Source organism: Castellaniella sp., from assembly GCF_034675845.1.
Lineage (GTDB): Bacteria > Pseudomonadota > Gammaproteobacteria > Burkholderiales > Burkholderiaceae_B > Castellaniella.
Genome location: NZ_JAUCCU010000001.1, coordinates 1119985 through 1138322, shown reverse-complemented (window position 1 = coordinate 1138322; position 18338 = coordinate 1119985). Strand labels below are relative to the sequence as shown.

The following is an 18338-nucleotide window of genomic DNA, read 5'->3' as shown; positions in this document are numbered from 1 at the left end:
GCGGGTCTTCGCAGGGTTCGTGTCCGAAACTCGGGTACAGTTCAGACTGTGCCCAAAACGGCCATTTTATCCACTTCTGTTTTTTGTCGGAGAAATCATGAGCGACTGCCTGGAAACTCAACGGCTGGACGGAGTTCTAGTCATCCGCCTGAATCGCCCTCAGGCGCGCAATGCCATCAATCTGGAAACTGCCCAGGCGCTGGCAGCGGCCCTGGACGAACTGGATGGCGATGATCAGTTGCGCCTGGGTGTGCTGACAGGATCTGGTGGAAATTTTTGTGCAGGCATGGACCTCAAGGCCTTTGCGGCGACGGGCCAGCGCCCTTATGTCGGGGATCGCGGGTTTGCCGGGCTGTGTGAACGCCCCCCCGAAAAACCCCTGATTGCCGCCATCGAAGGCTATGCGTTGGCGGGCGGCTGCGAGCTTGCCCTGGCCTGCGATCTGATCGTGGCCTCGCGCGAGGCCAGCTTTGGCCTGCCAGAGGTCAAGCGCGGTTTGGTGCCGGGGTCGGGCGGCATGCTGCGCCTGCCGTCGCGCATTCCTTACCATATCGCCATGGAAGCCGTACTGACGGGCGATTTTTTCACCGCCGAACGTCTTTATCAGTTGGGCTTTGTCAATCGTCTGGCCGATCCAGGCCAGGCCTTGGATGTGGCGCTGCAGCTTGCCCGCACGATTGCGGCCAATGGCCCGCTGGCGGTACGCACGGCAAAGTCCGTCATTGCCCAGTCGCGAAACTGGCGTCCGGACGACATGTTCGATCTGCAGCGTTCGCGGGTTGCGCATATTTTCACTTCTGCCGATGCCCGCGAAGGCGCCACGGCGTTTGCCGAAAAACGCCCCCCCGTGTGGCAGGGGAAATAACCGGAGCCCACCACCATGCATAAAACCCTGATGCGCAGTGCCCTGTTCGTGCCGGCCAGTCGGCCGGATCGCTTCCCCAAGGCCGTGGCCAGCGGGGCCGATGCCGTCATCATCGACCTCGAAGACTCGGTGGCGCCAGGTGCAAAATCAGCGGGCCGCGATGCCTTGGCCAATTATGCGGAAGCCCACCCCGATGAGCCTTTGTGGGTGCGCATCAATGATGGCACGACACCTTGGTTCGAGGATGACCTGGCGGTTTGCCGGTCCTTGCCGTCGGTCGCCGGGATCGTTCTGCCCAAGGCCCAGACCGCAGATCACGTGTATATAGTCTCGGGGGCCGGCAAGCCCCTGATGCCGGCCATCGAATCCGCCTCGGGGCTGCGGGTCATGGATCGCATCGCCGCCGCCAACGGGGTGGTGCGCCTGACCTTTGGCATTCTGGATATCATGGTCGAATTCGGCTCTCGTCCGCATACCGAAGGTGCCGGGCGGGTTCTGGATCAGGTTCGATTTCAGATTCTCCAGGCCAGTCGCATGCATGGCCTGGCCGATCCGCTGGATACTATTTTTGCGGACTTTTCAGATGCCGCCGGACTGACCCAGTCAGCCGAACTCGCGCGTGACATGGGCTTTGGCGGCATGCTGTGCATACACCCCAGTCAAGTGCCCGTGGTGCATCAGGTCTATCGTCCCTTGCCCGAAGAGCTGGATTGGGCGCGGCGGGTGGTGGACCACGCCGACGGCACGGGCGAATACGCCTTCAGGCTGGATGGCCGCATGGTGGATCTGGCATTGATCGAGCGTGCCCGCCGTGTGCTGGAACGCGCCGCCTGACGCTGTTCAATCACTAACAACAAACAGGAAGCCTCCGGCATGCAAGCCTACCTGGATCTTGTGCAATCCATTTTCGACCAGGGCGCCTGGCAGGATAACCGCACCGGGGTGCGTACGCTCAGCCTGCCGGGTGCCTGCCTGCGGTTTGATCTGCAGCGTGGCTTTCCCGCTGTCACGACCAAACGTCTCGCCTTCAAGTCCGCCATTGGCGAACTTGTCGGGTTTTTGCGTGGGGCCGATAGTGCTGCGGATTTCCGCCAGTTGGGTTGCCGCGTCTGGGATCAAAATGCCAACGAGAATCAGGCTTGGCTGGACAGTCCCTGGCGCGATGGGGCGGATGACCTGGGGCCAGTGTATGGCGTGCAATGGCGCCAATGGCCAGCGTATAAGGTCTTGCCGGCCGATGCCCTGGCCCGCATTCAGGCTGCACAGGCTGCTGGCTATCGGCTGATTGGCCCGGTGCGTGACCAGGATCAGGATTGCGTGCTGCTCTATAAGGCCGTCGACCAATTGCGCCGTTGCCTGGATACGTTGCTGCACGACCCCGGCAGTCGGCGCATCTTGTTTCATGGCTGGAATTGGGCTCAGTTGGAAGAAATGGCGCTGCCGCCCTGCCATTTGCTGTATCAGTTTTTGGCCAACCCAGGCACACGCGAACTATCGATGTGCTTGTATGTGCGCAGCAACGACGTCGGGCTGGGCACCCCCTTCAACCTGACCGAGGGCGCTGCTCTGGTGCATCTGGTGGCTCGCCTGACCGGCTACAAGCCGCGCTGGCTGACTTATTTCATCGGTGATGCGCATATCTACGAGACTCATGTAGGCATGCTGCGCGAACAGCTGCGGCGTACCCCATATCCTGCGCCGCAGCTGCTTTTGTCCGAGCGCATCCCGGCGTACGCCCAGACCGGCCGATTCGAGCCCGATTGGCTGGAAAAGGTCGAGCCATCCGATTTTTCCCTGGATGGTTATCAGCATCATCCTCCGCTGACAGCACCAATGGCGGTGTAAGCCGCCGCAGGGTGCGCGTCAGGCGTCGATCAGCGTGATCGAATGCGTGATTTTTGCGGTTTTTTCCAGCATCGCCACGGCTGAACAGTATTTCGTATGCGATAGATGCACTGCCCGCTCGACAGCGGCCAGGGGCAGGCCCTTGCCTGTCACGCGAAATTCAAAATGGATGTGGGTGAAGACTTTGGGCTCTGTGTCGGCGCGTTCACCCGTCAGCTTGACCTGACAGCCTGTGATTGCGTGGCGACCACGCTTCAGAATCAGCACTACGTCATAGGCCGCGCAGCCACCCGCGCCGGTCAGCAGGGTCTCCATGGGGCGTGCAGCCAGGTTTTGCCCGCCACCATCGGGGGCGCCATCCATGGCCAGCACATGGCCGCTGCCCGTGCGTGAAATAAACAGCATGCCCTCGGGGCCTTGCCAATCCAGGGTGCACTCCATGGTCCTATCCTTTCGATGTGATGTTTTAGGTGTTTTCCCTAGTCATGCGCTAGGAAAAAAAGGGGAAAATCTCAGAAAGCCCCTGAGTTTCGAGGGGACTTATGAATGATGTTTGAGTCGCTGGATTTATCATAGATCAAAACTAACGCTACAATTGCGAGCTACCACTGCGTGGATTTGGTCTGCGCGTGGGCCTTGATTGTCCTTCACTGGAAGCGCTGTGGATACCGTCACCGTATTACTCATGACCTTCATATTGTCCGTCACCGGGCTGGGTATTTTTATCTGGTCGCTGCGGCGGAATTTATTTGACGACAACCCCGCAGCGGCAGGGGTGATTTTCTCGACTGGGGAAATCGGTCACGTCGAGGACCCGTCCGCCACGCCCGAACAGCGGGCTGGTCTGCAGCGGATCGTCACTGAAAGCGGCAAGGCCGTCATTGACCCCTCGCTGGCAGATAAGCTGAAAGTCGAGCTGGCCGAGCGCCTGGAGGCGGATCAGTCTACTGCCTTTGTCACGTTCACGTTCCTGGCCTGTGCCATCGTCTGGCTGGTGGCCGCCTCGACCTTTGGCTTGATCAGCTCGATCAAGCTGCATAATCCGGAATTCCTCACAGAATACGCCTGGCTGACGTTCGGCCGCACGCGTACGCTGCATCTGAACATGGTGGCCTACGGCTGGTGTCCGATGGCGGCCTTCGGGATCGCGATCTGGGTGTTGCCGCGCCTGCTGAAAACCCGCCTCTATGGTGCCCGCTTTGCCTTGCTGGGCTGTTTTCTCTGGAATGCAGGCCTGATCGCAGGCCTGGGCGCCATTGCCGTCGGGATCAACGATGGCCTGGAATGGCTTGAAGTGCCCTGGCAGATCAGCATTCTGATCGTGCTGGGCGGTGCCTGCATCGCTTTCCCCTTGGTTTTTACCCTGCGCAACCGCAAGGTCGATCACCTGTACGTGTCCATTTGGTACATGGGGGCGGCTTTGTTCTGGTTCCCGGTGCTGTATCTGGTGGGCAAGGTCCCCGGGGTTCACTTCGGGGTTGAACAGGCCGCCATGAACTGGTGGTTCGGCCACAATGTGCTGGGCTTGTACTACACCCCGATTGCCTTGGCCTCGGTGTATTACTTCTTGCCAAAAATCATCGGTCGTCCCATTCAATCCTATAACCTGTCGCTGATTGGTTTCTGGGGGCTGGCCTTTTTCTACGGACAGGTCGGGGGACACCACCTGGTCGGTGGGCCTGTGCCGCACTGGCTCATTTCGCTGTCCATCGTGCAGTCCATGATGATGATCATTCCGGTGCTGGCCTTCACGGTCAACCAGCACCTGACGATGCGCGGTCACTTCAAAACCATGTATTACTCGCCCACGCTGCGCTTTATCGTCCTGGGCGCGATGATGTATACGCTCAGTTCCTTCGAGGGCTCCCTCGAGGCCCTGCGTTCCATCAGCCGGGTGGCTCACTTCACGCACTTCACGGTGGCGCATGCGCACCTGGGGCTGTATGCCTTCTTCTCCATCGTCATGTTCGGCGCCATCTATTTCGTCATGCCGCGCGTCATGTCCTGGGAATGGCCTTATCCAAAGCTCATCAGCCTGCATTTCTGGTTGGTCACCATCGGCATCGGCGTGTATTTCGTCGGCCTGTCCATCGGTGGCTGGCTGCAGGGCCTGGCGATGCTGGATGCGACCAAGCCCTTCATGGAGTCTGTGCTGGTCACCATGCCCTATCTCGAAGCCCGTACGCTGGGCGGTAGCCTGATGACGCTGGGCCACTTGGTCTTTGCCGTGCACTTTGTGCTGATGGCATTGCGCTACGGCGCCCATCGCGTGGGCCCCGCCCTGTTGCATACAAACAAGTCTCAGCCTGGTGTTCAGGCGATTGCAGGTGCCTGATCATGGAAAGCGAATACAAACTTCTAAGCGGGGCGATGGTCACCCTTGCCTTGGCCACCGCCACCCTGGTCGTGGTGCCGTACTTGCAGCTCAGCTCGGTCCAGCCGCCGCCGGGACTCCAGCCCTACACCGAGCAGCAATTGCGCGGGCGTCAGGTCTACATCGAGATGGGTTGTGTCTACTGCCATACGCAGCAGCCACGCAGCCAGTCCTTTGCGCCTGACTTTGAGCGCGGCTGGGGTCGTGCGCCGGTCGCCGGCGATTATTACTATGATTCGCCGCACTTGCTGGGCACCATGCGTACCGGGCCTGACCTGTTCAATATCGGGGCGCGCCAACCCAGCGTCGACTGGAACCTCGGCCACTTGTACCAGCCGCGGGCCTATACCCCAGGCAGCAATATGCCGTCTTTTCCTTTTATGTTCGAAATCAAGGACAAGGCCGCACCGGGTGATAAGGTCGTTAATCTGCCGCCCAGTTATGCGCCACCCAATGGGCAGGTCGTGGTGGCCACGCCCGATGCCCTGGCGCTGGTCGATTACCTGATCGGCCTGAATCATACCTATCCGTTCAACCCCGATGCCACGCTGCCGACGACGGTAAAAGATCAGCTTGAAAAGCCAGTCGAAGGAGCCGCAAATGAGTAAGAAATTTACCCAACAGCGCCGCGAACATGCGGAGCCCTACGAAGGCAGCCATCCAATTCCCCTGGTCGTGCTGGGCATTATTGCTGCTTTGCTGTTGTGGGCGGTCTGGCATTTGTATGCCAGCTATACCCCCATGCCGGCCGATGTAGGCGATGACCGGATTGCCGCCGACTTCATGGTGCCGGTCAGTGCCGACGGTGGGCAGCTCTACACGGCCAACTGCGTGGCCTGTCACCAGGCCAACGGCAGCGGGGTGCCTGGCGTCTTCCCGCCCTTGTCCAAATCCGAATGGGTGGATGCGGCAGACGCAGGGGTCATGGTGCGGATCGTGCTGCATGGCATCCATGGCCCGCTGACCGTCGAAGGCGTTCAATATAACGGCGAGATGCCGCACTTCCAGGATAAGTTCTCCGACGAGGAAGTCGCTGCCATTGTCAGCCATGTCCGCACCAGCTTTGGTAATTCCGCCTCCACCATCGACGCGAAGTTTGCGGCACAGGTGCGCGAGGAAACCAAGTCTCAGACCACGCCCTGGAAGGGTGACGAGGATTTGCGCCCGCTGCTCGACAAAAAATAATCGCAGCTTGATGTCATGCGGTGGGTGTTTGCGTTGGTGCTGTCTCTGGCAGCGGGTATTGGGGTTCTCTATGGCTTGACGGACGGGTTTACCGTCCTGACAGCCGAGGCCGCCCGTCGCCAGATGATTGCGGCGCAACCTCGGGCCTTGCTGCCCGCCCAGGTGCTGGATGCCGTTGGGGGGGGGCAATCCCTTGCAGAAAATTTACACGACGATGGCCGAGTGGCCATCGTCAATTTTTTTTATTCACGCTGCAATGCCCTGTGTCTGGCGCAAGGGTCGTTGACCGAGCAACTCCAACAGGCCATCGAAACCGAGGGGCTGCAGGATCGCATCCGGCTGATCAGCCTTAGTTTTGATGCGCGTGATGATGCCGACGATCTGGCGCGTTATGGCGTGCGCATGGGGGCTGATCCGTCTGTCTGGCAGTTTCTGACGCTGGCTGATGCAGACCAGCGCAAAGGCCTGCTGGATCAGTTCGGTATTGTGGTGGTGCCTGCGCCATTGGGCGAATTCGAGCATAACGCAGCCTTTCATATCGTGACGCCTGATGGGCGCTTGGTGCGTATTCTTGATCTGGACGAGCCAGGGTTGGCCCTGCAGGCCGCTCGCACCTTGGCGCCACAGGACGGTGTCGCACGAGGGCAGCCATGATGCGTGCGCACGGCATTGGCCTGACCTCGCTGCTGCTGGCGTTTTTATGCGCCGGACTGGCGCTGGGCTTGCGTGGCCCCCTGACAGCCCTGATGAGCCTGCATATGCTGGTTCAGATTCCCTTGCTGGTAGCTGCGGGGGTATTGGCAGAACAGGCCTGGCATGCCTGGTGCGTGACGCGCCCGGAACACCAGACCTCGACGGCCATCAGCCGCCGTCGCGCCCAGGACGAACAGCCGAACCTGATGTGGCAGCCTACTTCTGGTCGACGCATTCGGTGGTCCTATAACGCCTATGGCATCCCAGGGCTGCTACTGGTCAGCCTGGTCGGCGCGGGCTGGATGATTCCCAAGGCGCTGGATGATGCTTTGGTGGATTGGCGTGTGGCGGCGTTCAAGTATGTGGGCTTGCCGATTTGCGGCTGGCTATTGCGCGCCTCTGTGCGCCAGGCCAATGTGGTCATCAAGCTCTTCTTTCTGGGCAATTTCTGCTGGATGAGCGCAATTGTCGGCATGGTCTATCTGGATCAACCCATCCGTCTGTGCAATGCCTATCTGCAGGATGACCAGGACTGGGCGGGACGCGGGCTGATTGTGCTGGCGATCGTGTTACCCTCGTGCTGGCTGGTCGCGTCGTTGCGGCCGATCTGGCGTTTCTTGAATCGATAGGGGGTAATCATGGATAACACGGCCCAGTCCCATGCGACGCGTTGGCAACGCCGCCAGGGGCCATTGGATGCTTTGCTGGCCGAGGCCGGACGCGCTTTGCAGGTGCTTGATGGCACTGTGGCACATGATCGCGCCTATCCTGTCGGTCCGGTCCAGGCGGATGATCCGGTGCTGTCCGACGCCGAGTCGCGCCATGCTGCTGGCCTGATGCGGGTGAACCACGTGGGCGAGATTTGCGCTCAGGCCCTGTACCGCGGGCAGGCCTTGCTGTGCCGCGATGAACGCATCCGTGGGGTGTTGCTGCAGGCTGCCGCCGAGGAAGTCGATCATCTGGCCTGGTGCCGTCGGCGGCTGGACGAACTGCATGATCGCCCCAGCTTGCTGAATCCTTTGTGGTATGCGGGTTCGTTTGGCTTGGGGCTGCTCGCCAGCCGTGCCGGCATCCCCTATAACCTGGGCTTTATGGCCGAGACCGAGCGCCAGGTCGAGGAACATCTGGATGGCCATTTGACGACGTTGCCTGATCAGGATCGACGTTCGCGTCAGGTCGTTACACAGATGCGCGACGATGAGATCGGTCACCGCACCACAGCCGAGAATCATGGCGCAGCGCCCTTGCCGACCTTGGTGCGCGGGGCGATGCGGCTGATGTCGCGCATCATGACCACGACGGCTTATCGGATTTGATCAAAAACTGGGTGGCAGCAGGCTAAGGTTTACCCTGGATTGTTCCTTAAAAGCAACAAACCTATGGTCGGCATCTATTGACATCAAAAAAATCTTGCATTGCAGCAAACATAGTCTATATAATCTCTTTATCGGATGTCGAAACGCGATTGCAAAGGGAAAACCCTAGCGCGTAGGCTCAGGTCCCAGACCTTAGCAGCCAGACATGCCACGATTGTCTCCTCCACCCTCCTCCTTTGGTGGATTTAGCCCAGGATCTTCGGATCTTGGGCTTTTTTTTGTGCGCCAGCGTGGCTATTGCAGGAATGGAATCTGTGTGAAAGCCTGTAGCACAGTGGCGTTGATCAGATCCACAAAAAATGCACCCACCAGGGGCACGATCAGATAAGCCTTGTATGACGCCCCGAAACGATCCGTGACGGCCTGCATATTGGCAATTGCGGTGGGGGTGGCCCCCAGGCCGAAACCGCAATGGCCCGCCGCGATGACAGTGGCATCGTAATCCGCCCCCATGAAGTGGTAGGTGATGAAGGTTGCGTACAACATCATGATGACAACCTGAGCTGTCAGGATAATGGCGACGGGGCCGGCCAGGTCGGCCAACTCCCATAAACGCAGGCTGACCAGCGCCATGGCCAGGAATAGCGACAGCGAGGTATTGCCAAAGACGTCAATCGCCCGGTCGAACATCTCGAAACGAAACAGATGGGTCAGGATATTGCGGATTACCACGCCGCTGGCCAGTGCCCAGATGAAGGCGGGCAATTCCAGCGCCGTGCCGTGGGTCCAGCGACCGAGCAGGTCGGCACAGATCAGGCAGGCAGCGAACATGGCCAGGGTCTCGATCACGACGTAGGCGGTAATCAGGCGAGGCTGATCAAAGAGTTCAAATGTCAGACGCTTTGATTCAGCGTCGGGATTGGCTTGCGCGTGGCGAGGCTGACCGGAAATTGTGTCAATGTTGCTGCGCGCCTGGGCCTGTTGCAGGGGCTGGCGTTGTTTTTTACGCATCAGATGGCGTGCCACTGGTCCGCCGATCAAACCGCCGAAGATCAGACCGAAGGTGGCCGTGGCAATCCCCAGTGTCGTGGCGCCGGCGATGCCATATTTGGCTTCCAGCACTGGCCCCCAGGCCCCGGCGGTGCCGTGGCCGCCGGTCAGGGTGATTGAACCGACCACCAGACCGATCAAGGGCTTGAGTCCCAGCAGGGTCGCCAGCCCGACGCCGACTATGTTCTGGATGATGATAAAGAGAGACACCAGGATCAGCAGCTTGATCAGAGGCTTGCCGCCTTCTTTCAGGCGGGTGAAGTCCGCGCTCAGGCCGATGGAGGCAAAGAACATCAGCATGAAAGTCGTCTGCAAGTCGGTATCGAGCTTGAGTTTCAGACCAAGGGTGGCATTTAGCAGCGTGATGATGGCAGCGGCCAGCAGGCCGCCAGCCACGGGCTCCGGGATATTGAATGCAGACAGCGTCTTGACGCGAAAGACCAGTCAATGCCCCACGAGCATCACGACGGCGGCGATAATCAGGGTGTAGTGGGCATTGAGGGTGATTTCCATACAAACTCCGGGTGACAATGCGTCACTTCTTCAAAAGCAAACCAACCCTCAATTGTAATCATGACTGCCGCATGACCCCCTGGTTTTCTGGTGCTGCGCAGGTAGAATCAGCACATGCACAGATGTGGCGCTTTTGTTGCATCTGTGTCGGTTGCACAACAGCATGAGTTACAAATATCGTCGATAATCTGCATTTGTCTATTCGGGATTGCCTTGAACGCTGCCAGCCTGTCCGCTTCTCTTAGCTGGCCCCTGATCGGGGTCGTCGCCTTTATGGTGGGCGGTTTGATTGTCATGTCCGAGCGCTGGCATGGTCGCTTCACGGGCGATACCGACATGCACAAGCCCCAGGCCATGCATAAACGCGCGGCCCCCCGAGTCGGCGGATTGGCCGTGGTGGCCGGCAGTTTGGCTGGGCTGCTGGTGCTGGGGCCCCATAATATGACTCTCACTTGGCTATGGCCTGCCTTGTTTGTCGCGGCCTTGCCCGTATTCGTGGCGGGTCTGCTCGAAGACATCACCAAGGACATCGGTTCAGGCAAACGCCTGTTGGCGGCGTTTGTATCGGCGGGTATTGCCTGGTGGGTGTTGGGCGGGGTATCGCGCGTGGGTCTGCCCTGGGCTGATGCCTTATTGTCGAACTGGCCGATTATTTCCTTGGTGTTCACGATGGTGGCGGTGGGGGGCTGTACCCACGCGCTGAATATCATCGATGGCATGAATGGCCTGGCGGGCATGATTGCGACGCTGATGGCGGTCTCTTTGGCCTTGGTGGCCCTGCAGGTGCAGGACATCCCCATTTTTCTGATCGCCACGGCGCTGGCCTCAGCCACGATGGGCTTTTTGGTCTGGAACTTTCCCTTTGGGCGCGTGTTTCTGGGCGATGGCGGGGCCTATTTCCTGGGCTTCATGCTGGCCGAGCTGGCTGTGCAACTGGTGGTGCGCAATCCGGGGGTGTCGCCGTTCTATGCGCTGGCCGTGCTGTTCTATCCGGTATTCGAGACCCTGTTTTCCATCTGGCGGCGCAAATTCAAGCGCGGCGTGCCGGTCGATCAACCTGATGCCCTGCATCTGCACCAACTGGTCTTTCGGCGTCTGGTGCGGATCACTTTCAGCCGTGACCGCCGCCATGCCGTACCGGCTTTATGTAATGCCATGACATCCCCCTATCTGTGGGTGCTGGCCTTGATTGGCCTGGTGCCAGCCACCATCTGGTGGGATAACGCCTGGTATCTGTGCTTCAGCATGGCGGTGTTCGCCGGGGTCTACATCTGGCTCTATATCCGCCTGGTGACCTGGCGCCGGCCACGTTGGCTGTTGCTGCCCACCCTGGGCCGTCGGGACCGGCACGATTAAAATGCTTTCGATCAATACGGCTATTGTGCCGGGGAGAAATTCATGAACATTCAGGACGTCCGTCTGGCCGTGATCGGCCTGGGCTATGTAGGCCTGCCGCTGGCCGTCGAATTCGGCAAGCAGCGTGATGTACTGGGGTTTGACATCAATGCGCGCCGCATCGAAGAACTGCGCGCCGGCCGGGACCATACCCTGGAGGTCTCCGGCCCCGAACTTGCCCAGGCAGCCTATCTGCGCTACGCCAGCGATATGGCCGAACTCGCGTCGGCCAATGTCTTTATCGTCACGGTGCCTACGCCCATCGACCGCTTCAAGCAGCCCGACCTGTCACCCTTGGTGCGGGCCAGCGAGACCATCGGCCGCGTGCTGAAACGCGGCGACATCGTGATCTATGAATCCACGGTATACCCAGGGGCCACCGAAGAAGTCTGCGTGCCTGTGCTGGAAGAAACCTCCGGCCTGCGCTTCAACGAAGACTTCTACGCGGGCTACAGCCCAGAGCGCATCAACCCGGGCGACAAGCAACATCGGGTGGCCACTATCCGCAAAGTCACCTCTGGCTCTACCCCCGAGGTCGCCGAGCTGATCGACACCCTGTATCGCCAGGTCATCACAGCAGGCACCCACAAGGCTTCCTCCATCAAGGTCGCCGAAGCCGCCAAGGTCATTGAAAATACGCAGCGCGATGTCAATATCGCCCTGATCAACGAGCTTGCCCTGATCTTCAATCGCCTGGGCATCGATACCCTGGATGTGCTGCAGGCAGCGGGCACAAAATGGAATTTTCTGCCGTTTCGCCCAGGCCTGGTGGGCGGGCACTGCATCGGGGTCGATCCCTACTACCTGACCCACAAGGCCCAGTCCATCGGCTATCACCCGGAAATCATCCTGGCAGGCCGCCGTCTGAATGACTCCATGGGGGGCTATGTGGTGTCGCAACTGGTCAAGACCATGACCAAGCGCCGCATTCAGGTGCAAGGTTCGCATGTCTTGGTGATGGGCCTGACATTCAAGGAAAACTGCCCAGATCTGCGCAATACCCGGGTGGTGGATATCGTCCGCGAATTGGGCGAATACAGCATTGCCGTGGATGTGTACGACCCCTGGGTGGAGCCCGCCGAGGCCCTGCACGAATACGGCATCACGCCCGTCTCCGAGCCGTCGCTTGGTGCTTATGATGGCATCATTATTGCCGTGGCCCACGAACAATTTGCCGCCATGGGGGCTGCTGCCTTGCGCGCGCTGGGCAAACCCGATCACGTCCTGTATGACCTGAAATATGTGCTGGATGCAGACCAATCCGACCTACGTTTGTAAGAGATGACCTTGATGACACGCTACGAAGCACTGCGCATCCAATTGCAGACCCAACCCCGTACCTGGCTGGTGACTGGCTGCGCCGGTTTCATTGGTTCAAATTTGCTGGAAAGCCTGTTGGGGCTGGATCAGGCCGTTGTTGGGCTGGATAATTTTTCTACGGGCTATCAGCATAATCTGGACGAGGTCCAGTCTCGCGTCAGTCCGCAGCAATGGGCGCGGTTTCGTTTCATCCAGGGCGATATCCGCGATCTGGACACCTGCCGTCAGGCAGTCACCGGGGTGCAGCACGTCTTGCATCAGGCGGCCCTCGGTTCGGTGCCCCGGTCCCTGGCCGACCCCATCACCACCAATGCCGTCAATGTCGCCGGCCAGCTGAATATGTTGGTGGCGGCGCGGGATGCCGGGGTGCAGTCCTTTGTGTATGCGGCGTCCAGCTCTACGTACGGCGACCATCCCGGCCTGCCCAAGGTCGAAGACCGTATCGGTAAACCCCTGTCGCCCTACGCGGTCACCAAATACGTCAATGAACTCTACGCTGACGTGTTTGCCCGCGCCTATGATTTCCAGACAGTCGGTTTGCGCTATTTCAATGTCTTTGGTCAGCGCCAGGACCCCGATGGGGCCTATGCTGCCGTGATCCCGAAGTGGGTGGCGGCAATGATTCTCGACCAGGATGTCGTGATCAACGGCGACGGCGAAACCAGCCGGGATTTTTGTTATATCGACAATGTCGTGCAGGCCAATCTGCTGGCGTCGGTGGCGGGTGCGGAAGGCCGCAATCAGGTCTATAACGTGGCTTTCAACGCCCGTACCAGCCTGAATCAGCTTTTTGATCTCTTGCGCGATACGCTGGGGCGCAATCAGATTGCCTATGCGCGCGCCCCCCGTCATGGCGATTTCCGGGCGGGCGACGTGCGCCATTCGCAGGCTGACGTCAGTAAGGCGGGTGCTTTGCTGGGGTATGCACCGCAGTTCAATATCCAACAAGGGTTGGATATTGCCATGCCTTGGTATATCCAGTTTCTGCGTTGATCTCTGCCTTGAAGCGCCGCTTGGCGGCGCTGCACGCGGATCATAGACGCATCGCACTGGGGGCGGCGCGGGTCGCCTTTTTCTTGCTGATGGGCAAGGCCGTCGGGGCCTTCAAGGAAATGGCGGTGGCCTACCGCTACGGCATCAGCGATGTGGTGGATGCTTATCAATTCACCTTGACGCTGGCCAATTGGTTGCCGGTGACCTTGGTCGGGGCCTGTTCGGTGGTGCTGATTCCCGCCTTGGTGCGCAGCCGTCGCGAACCCAGCGTGCATGGCCGTTTTTTGGGCGAGCTACAGGCCTGGGCGCTGTTGCTGGGCGTGCTGGTGGCCGGGGTGCTGCTGCTGGCTTGGCCGTTGGTGCTGCAGGTGGCGGGGCAGGGCCTGTCCCCCGAGGTCCAGTCCATGAGTCGCCTGCTGATTCTGGGCTTTGCGCCTGCCGCTTTGTGCACGATCTGGACGGGGCTAAGCGCTGCGCGTCTGCGGGCGCATGAGCGCCACATCAATACCCTGCTGGATAGCGTGCCGGCGTTGATGATTCTGATTTGGGTGCTGGCGGCGCCTGCGGATGCTGGCGTCATGCCGCTGCTGTGGGGCACGGTGCTGGGCTATATGCTGCAAGCCTGGTGGCAACGGCAGTTGGCGCAGCGTGCCGATGGCGTGCCCACGCGTTTGCGCCTGAGCCGTCGGGCGCCACCCTGGTCCAGCCTTGCGGCCGCTGCGGGCATCATGTTGGTGGGGCAGTTGGCCATGAGCTTTGTCGGCCCGATTGACCAATATACCGCTGCCGAGTTGGGCAATAACGCCAATGCCACGCTGGGTTATGCTGCGCGGCTGCTCTCGCTGCTGATCGGCTTGGGGGCGGCTTCGGTGGGGCGGGCAGCCTTGCCCGTCCTGGCTGATATCCAGGGTCGGGGCGATGCCGCGCATGCCCGTTCCATGGCCCTGAAATGGTCGGCTGCCATGTTGGGCGCAGGCGCAGTCGCTGTGCTGCTGGGTTGGTGGTTGGCCCCCTGGGGAGTGGCGCTGCTGTTCGAGCGCGGCGCCTTTACCGCCCAGGACACCCTGGCCGTGGCGCAGGCGCTGCGCTGGGGGTTGTTGCAGTTGCCGTTCTTTTTTGGGGTGTTGATCCTGGTGCAGTTGCTGGCCAGCCAGAACCGCTACGGTTGGATGGCGGCGATTGCCGTGGGTAATTTTCTGGTCAAGGCGGTGCTGAATACAGTGTTGGCACCGCAGATGGGGGTGGCGGGCATTATGCTGGCAACCAGTGTCATGTATGCAATGTCGTACCTGGGTTATTTATTTCTGGCCTTGCGCATGCCGTCGGCCACGCCTGCAGCGGGGGGTGGCACATAATGCGTGCACGGTCTGATCTGGTGATTGTGATTCACTCCTTGCGCGGCGGCGGTGCCGAGCGCGTTGCCGTGGATATGGCAGCCTACTGGCAGGCACGGGGTTGTCGGGTCTGTCTGGTGACTCAGACTGATGCCAGCCAGGATGCGTACCCCATGCCCGATGGGGTCGAGCGCCGGGCTTTGGGCTTGGCGGGCGATAGTCGAGGGCCGTTGGCAGCCTTGTGGGGGAACTTGCGCCGTTTTCTGGCCTTGCGGCATCTGCTGCGGCGCCGGCGCCCGGCCGTGGTGCTGGGCATGATGACGCGTGGCTCGGTGCTCTCGGTGTTGGCCTCCCGAGGCCTGTCCTGCCGGGTGGTGGTCACCGAGCATACGCATCCTCCCATTCAAAATCTGCCGTCATCCTGGCAGCGCTTGCGCCGCTGGGCCTACCCGCGCGCGCATGCCGTGATTGCCTTGACCAAGGGGTCGGCGCAGTGGCTGGATGCTCAGGTGCCCGGTGTGCAGGCCCAGGTCATCCCCAATGCCGTGCATTGGCCACCGGCCAATGAAGAACCCCGTCTGGATGCCGCGCGTCCGCCCGGTCGCCTGCGCTTGTTGGCGGTAGGCCGCCTGCATCCCGTCAAGGGCTTCGATTGCCTGCTGCAGGCCTTTGCCCAACTGGCGTCTTTTTGTCCCGATTGGGATTTGACCATTCTCGGCGAGGGGCCAGAACGGGCCGCGCTGGAGGCTCAGCGCGATGCCCTGGGGCTGCAGGATCGGGTCAGTTTTCCGGGGCGGGTCGGCAATATGGGCGATTGGTACGCGGCGGCGGATCTCTATGTGCTCAGCTCCCGGGCCGAGGGTCTATCCAATACACTGCTGGAAGCCATGGCCAGCGGCCTGCCTTGCGTGGCTTTCGATTGCGATACCGGGCCGCGTGAAATCATCCGCGATGGGATTGATGGCGTGCTGGTGCGTCCGGTACAAGATCCCGAGGCCCTGGCTGGGCATTTGGTGGCATTGATGATGGACCCCGCCCTGCGCGCGCGCTATGCCGATCGTGCGCTGGACGTGCGGGACCGCTTCAGCACCGCGCGTATTATGGCGCTATGGCAACAAATCTTCCAAGGACAAGGGTTGGCCTGAATGCACTTCCTGTTTCTAGTCAGTTCCATGCATGGCGGCGGGGCCGAACGGGTGGCAGCCACCCTGGCCAATGCCTGGGTTCGGCGCGGCGATCAGGTCACCCTGGTGTGCTGTTATTCCGGGCGGGGGCACTGTCAGCAGCAACTGGACCCCGATGTGCGTCTGATCTGGCTGGCGGATCGGCTGCGCGGGCCTGCGTGGCTGCGTCCGGTTCATAAGCTGCTGGCCCTGCGCCGCCTGGCCCGCGAATTGCAGCCGGATCGCGTGCTGTCGTTTCTGACCAACGTCAATGTGACTGCCTTGGTGGCCTTGCGCGGTCTGGGCTTGCCGGTGGTGGTCAGCGAACGCACCGATCCCGCCCATAGCGTCAATCTGGAAAAACCCCTGCGCTGGCTGCGCCGTTGGACCTATCCGTGGGCGCAACAGGTGGTCGTACAGACGCCCCATAGCCTGCCGCACTTGCTGCAGGTCGCCCCTCGGGTGCGTCGCCTGATGGCCATTCCCAACCCCTTGCCCGACGGCTTGTCCGGCGTGCGCGAACACGAGCCTTCTGCGGGAATAGCGCTCGACGAGGCGGACGATGGCCGGATGCCTGTGCGCCGCCCTTATCAGTTGGTGGCTCTGGGGCGTTTTAGCCCCATCAAACAATTCGACCGCCTGATCGAGGTCTTTGCCGGACTGGCGCCAGCGCACCCGGATTGGGATCTGGTCATTTATGGGGATGGGGCACAGCGTGCCGATTGTCTGGCCCGGGTGCAGGCCTTGGGCCTGACGGATCGTATTCATTTGCCGGGCTATAGCCAGACCCCCTGGGCGGACCTGGCCAGCGCCCATGCCTTTGTGTTGAACTCCCGCGTCGAAGGCTTTCCCAATGCCTTGCTGGAAGCCATGGCCTTGGGCCTGCCCTGCGTGGCGACGGATTGCCCCTCAGGCCCTGCTGAATTGACCCAGGGTGGGCAGTTGGCTGCGTTGGTGCCTTTGGGAAATGAGCCTGCCCTGGCGCAGGCCTTGGCTCGTGTCATGCAGGCCGACCCCGCCCAGCGCGAGGCCTGGGGCCGTGCCGCTGCCGAATCGGTACGGACGCGTTTTGCGCTGGATGCCGTGCTGGCAGCCTGGGATGAGGCGTGGGCCGCCACGCCGCCGTGTGATCGTGCTCAGTCGCTGATGACGCAGGCCGATGTGGCCGTGCCGGATGATGATGGCTTGGGGTCGCAGGATGCGGGGTGGCCTGGGCCAACGGCGGGCCTGCAGGTGGTGCATATTATTTCCGGCTTGCTGCATGGCGGGGCGGAGACCGTCCTGCAGCGCCTGGTTACGGCCCCCGTTCAGCCGGATGCGCCCGTGCGTCATACCGTGATTTCCATGACCGGAGAAGGCGTGTTGGGGGCTTCGTTGCGGGCCGCCGGCATCGAAGTCGTTACCCTGGATATGCAGGGTGCCTGGGGCAGCTTGCGGGGTTTGTGGCGCTTGTATCGACGTTTGCGCGCTCAGCGCCCGGACGTGGTCCAGACCTGGATGTATCACGCGGATTTGCTGGGTGGGCTTGTGGCGCGTCTGGCTGGGGTGCGGGCCGTGGCCTGGGGGGTGCGCAATTCGGGTGTCAGCCTGGCGGAAAGCAGTCGTTCCTCGCGCGTGGCCGCCTGGTTGTGCGCCCGGCTGTCGGGCTGGGTGCCTGGGGTGATCGTGGCGTGCGCCCGGCGGGCGGCCCAGGTGCACCAGGGCTGGGGCTATCGTGCTGATCGCCTGATGGTCATTCCGAATGGCTATGATTTATCAGTCTGGCAGCCGGATGCCGCGCAGCGGGCGGCGGTGCGGGGGCAGTGGCAGGTGCCCGATGATGTCGTGCTGTTGGGCTGCGTGGCGCGCTGGAATCCCCTGAAGGACCACGCGAATCTGTTGGCGGCCCTGGCCATCAGCCTGCAAAAACACCCGCAACTGCGCTGCGCACTGATCGGCCTGGGCATGTCGCGTGATAATGCCGCCTTGGTTTCCCAGGCGCGTGACCTGGGGGTGCTGGATCAGCTGATCTTTCTGGGGCGGCGCGATGACGTGCCCGCCCTGATGCCGGCACTTGATATCCATGTGCTGTCCAGCAAGGCAGAAGGTTTTCCCAATGTGGTGTCCGAAGCCATGGCCTCGGGGGTGGCTTGTGTCGTCACCGATGTCGGGGATGCGGCTGAAATCGTCGGAGAATATGGCTGGGTGGTGCCGCCGGGGGATGCCATGGCCCTGGCGCATGGCCTGGACCAGGCCATTGCTGCCGTGCGGGGGCCTGACTGGGGGCGTCAGCGTGACCGGGCACGCGCTTCA

At 61.1% G+C, this 18338-nt stretch carries 15 protein-coding genes and 3 pseudogenes; 16 read left to right on the top strand and 2 right to left on the bottom strand.

Features of this window, described 5'->3' with window-relative positions; genetic code table 11:
• The first annotated feature begins 97 nt into the window (after nt 1–97).
• The 3 genes from VDP81_RS05480 to VDP81_RS05470 are packed head-to-tail and all read left to right on the top strand — an operon-like array spanning nt 98 to nt 2710.
• Nucleotides 98–865, top strand: a complete 768-nt coding sequence (locus tag VDP81_RS05480) for a crotonase/enoyl-CoA hydratase family protein (protein WP_323011770.1) — start codon at nt 98–100, stop codon at nt 863–865.
• A gap of 15 nt (nt 866–880) precedes the next feature.
• Nucleotides 881–1699 (top strand): CoA ester lyase, encoded by an 819-nt coding sequence (locus VDP81_RS05475; protein WP_322996655.1) that lies wholly within the window; start codon nt 881–883, stop codon nt 1697–1699.
• A 39-nt stretch (nt 1700–1738) separates the two neighbouring features.
• Nucleotides 1739–2710: a thymidylate synthase gene (locus VDP81_RS05470; protein ID WP_322996656.1), complete on the top strand. Its 972-nt coding sequence runs from the start codon at nt 1739–1741 to the stop codon at nt 2708–2710.
• 18 nt (nt 2711–2728) lie between these two features.
• On the opposite strand, the gene VDP81_RS05465 is transcribed toward VDP81_RS05470, so the two are convergent.
• Nucleotides 2729–3151, bottom strand: a complete 423-nt coding sequence (locus VDP81_RS05465) for an OsmC family protein (protein ID WP_322996657.1) — start codon at nt 3149–3151, stop codon at nt 2729–2731.
• A gap of 220 nt (nt 3152–3371) precedes the next feature.
• On the opposite strand from VDP81_RS05465, the gene VDP81_RS05460 reads away from it, so the two are divergent.
• Genes VDP81_RS05460 through coq7 form a run of 6 tightly spaced genes read left to right on the top strand, consistent with a single transcriptional unit; the run spans nt 3372 to nt 8278 of the window.
• Nucleotides 3372–5045: a cbb3-type cytochrome c oxidase subunit I gene (locus tag VDP81_RS05460; protein WP_322996658.1), complete on the top strand. Its 1674-nt coding sequence runs from the start codon at nt 3372–3374 to the stop codon at nt 5043–5045.
• 2 nt (nt 5046–5047) lie between these two features.
• Nucleotides 5048–5692 carry a cbb3-type cytochrome c oxidase subunit II gene (locus VDP81_RS05455; protein ID WP_322996659.1) on the top strand — a complete coding sequence of 215 codons (645 nt, stop codon included), beginning with the start codon at nt 5048–5050 and terminating at the stop codon, nt 5690–5692.
• Nucleotides 5685–6269, top strand: coding sequence for a cytochrome c (locus tag VDP81_RS05450; protein WP_322996660.1), 585 nt, complete (start codon nt 5685–5687; stop codon nt 6267–6269). Before VDP81_RS05455 ends, VDP81_RS05450 begins: the two co-directional genes overlap by 8 nt.
• Nucleotides 6270–6284: 15 nt before the next feature.
• Entirely contained in the window at nt 6285–6923 is a 639-nt protein-coding gene (locus tag VDP81_RS05445) for an SCO family protein (protein WP_323011769.1), read from the top strand.
• Nucleotides 6920–7591 (top strand): hypothetical protein, encoded by a 672-nt coding sequence (locus VDP81_RS05440; protein ID WP_323011768.1) that lies wholly within the window; start codon nt 6920–6922, stop codon nt 7589–7591. Before VDP81_RS05445 ends, VDP81_RS05440 begins: the two co-directional genes overlap by 4 nt.
• Before the next feature lie 9 nt (nt 7592–7600).
• Nucleotides 7601–8278 carry a 2-polyprenyl-3-methyl-6-methoxy-1,4-benzoquinone monooxygenase gene (gene coq7, locus VDP81_RS05435; protein WP_323011767.1) on the top strand — a complete coding sequence of 226 codons (678 nt, stop codon included), beginning with the start codon at nt 7601–7603 and terminating at the stop codon, nt 8276–8278.
• A gap of 294 nt (nt 8279–8572) precedes the next feature.
• On the opposite strand, the pseudogene gltS reads toward coq7, so the two are convergent.
• Nucleotides 8573–9841, bottom strand: a pseudogene (gltS, locus tag VDP81_RS05430) (sodium/glutamate symporter).
• Between the two features lie 273 nt (nt 9842–10114).
• Here gltS and VDP81_RS05425 point away from each other — a divergent pair.
• From VDP81_RS05425 to VDP81_RS05395, 7 genes and pseudogenes are all read left to right on the top strand, one after another.
• Nucleotides 10115–11197 (top strand): glycosyltransferase, encoded by a 1083-nt coding sequence (locus VDP81_RS05425; RefSeq protein WP_322996930.1) that lies wholly within the window; start codon nt 10115–10117, stop codon nt 11195–11197.
• Nucleotides 11198–11239: 42 nt separating this feature from the next.
• On the top strand, nt 11240–12514 hold the full coding sequence (gene tviB / locus VDP81_RS05420; RefSeq protein WP_322996665.1) for a Vi polysaccharide biosynthesis UDP-N-acetylglucosamine C-6 dehydrogenase TviB: 1275 nt from the start codon (nt 11240–11242) through the stop codon (nt 12512–12514).
• A gap of 12 nt (nt 12515–12526) precedes the next feature.
• Nucleotides 12527–13549: an NAD-dependent epimerase/dehydratase family protein gene (locus tag VDP81_RS05415; protein WP_323011766.1), complete on the top strand. Its 1023-nt coding sequence runs from the start codon at nt 12527–12529 to the stop codon at nt 13547–13549.
• On the top strand, nt 13549–14904 hold the full coding sequence (gene murJ / locus VDP81_RS05410; RefSeq protein ID WP_323012396.1) for a murein biosynthesis integral membrane protein MurJ: 1356 nt from the start codon (nt 13549–13551) through the stop codon (nt 14902–14904). The genes VDP81_RS05415 and murJ overlap by 1 nt, the downstream gene beginning before the upstream one ends.
• Nucleotides 14904–16028: a glycosyltransferase family 4 protein gene (locus VDP81_RS05405; RefSeq protein ID WP_323011765.1), complete on the top strand. Its 1125-nt coding sequence runs from the start codon at nt 14904–14906 to the stop codon at nt 16026–16028. Before murJ ends, VDP81_RS05405 begins: the two co-directional genes overlap by 1 nt.
• A pseudogene (locus VDP81_RS05400) lies at nt 16029–17147 on the top strand (glycosyltransferase family 4 protein); the annotation flags it as partial.
• Between the two features lie 45 nt (nt 17148–17192).
• Nucleotides 17193–18272: pseudogene (locus tag VDP81_RS05395) on the top strand (glycosyltransferase); the annotation flags it as partial.
• Between the last annotated feature and the right edge of the window lie 66 nt (nt 18273–18338).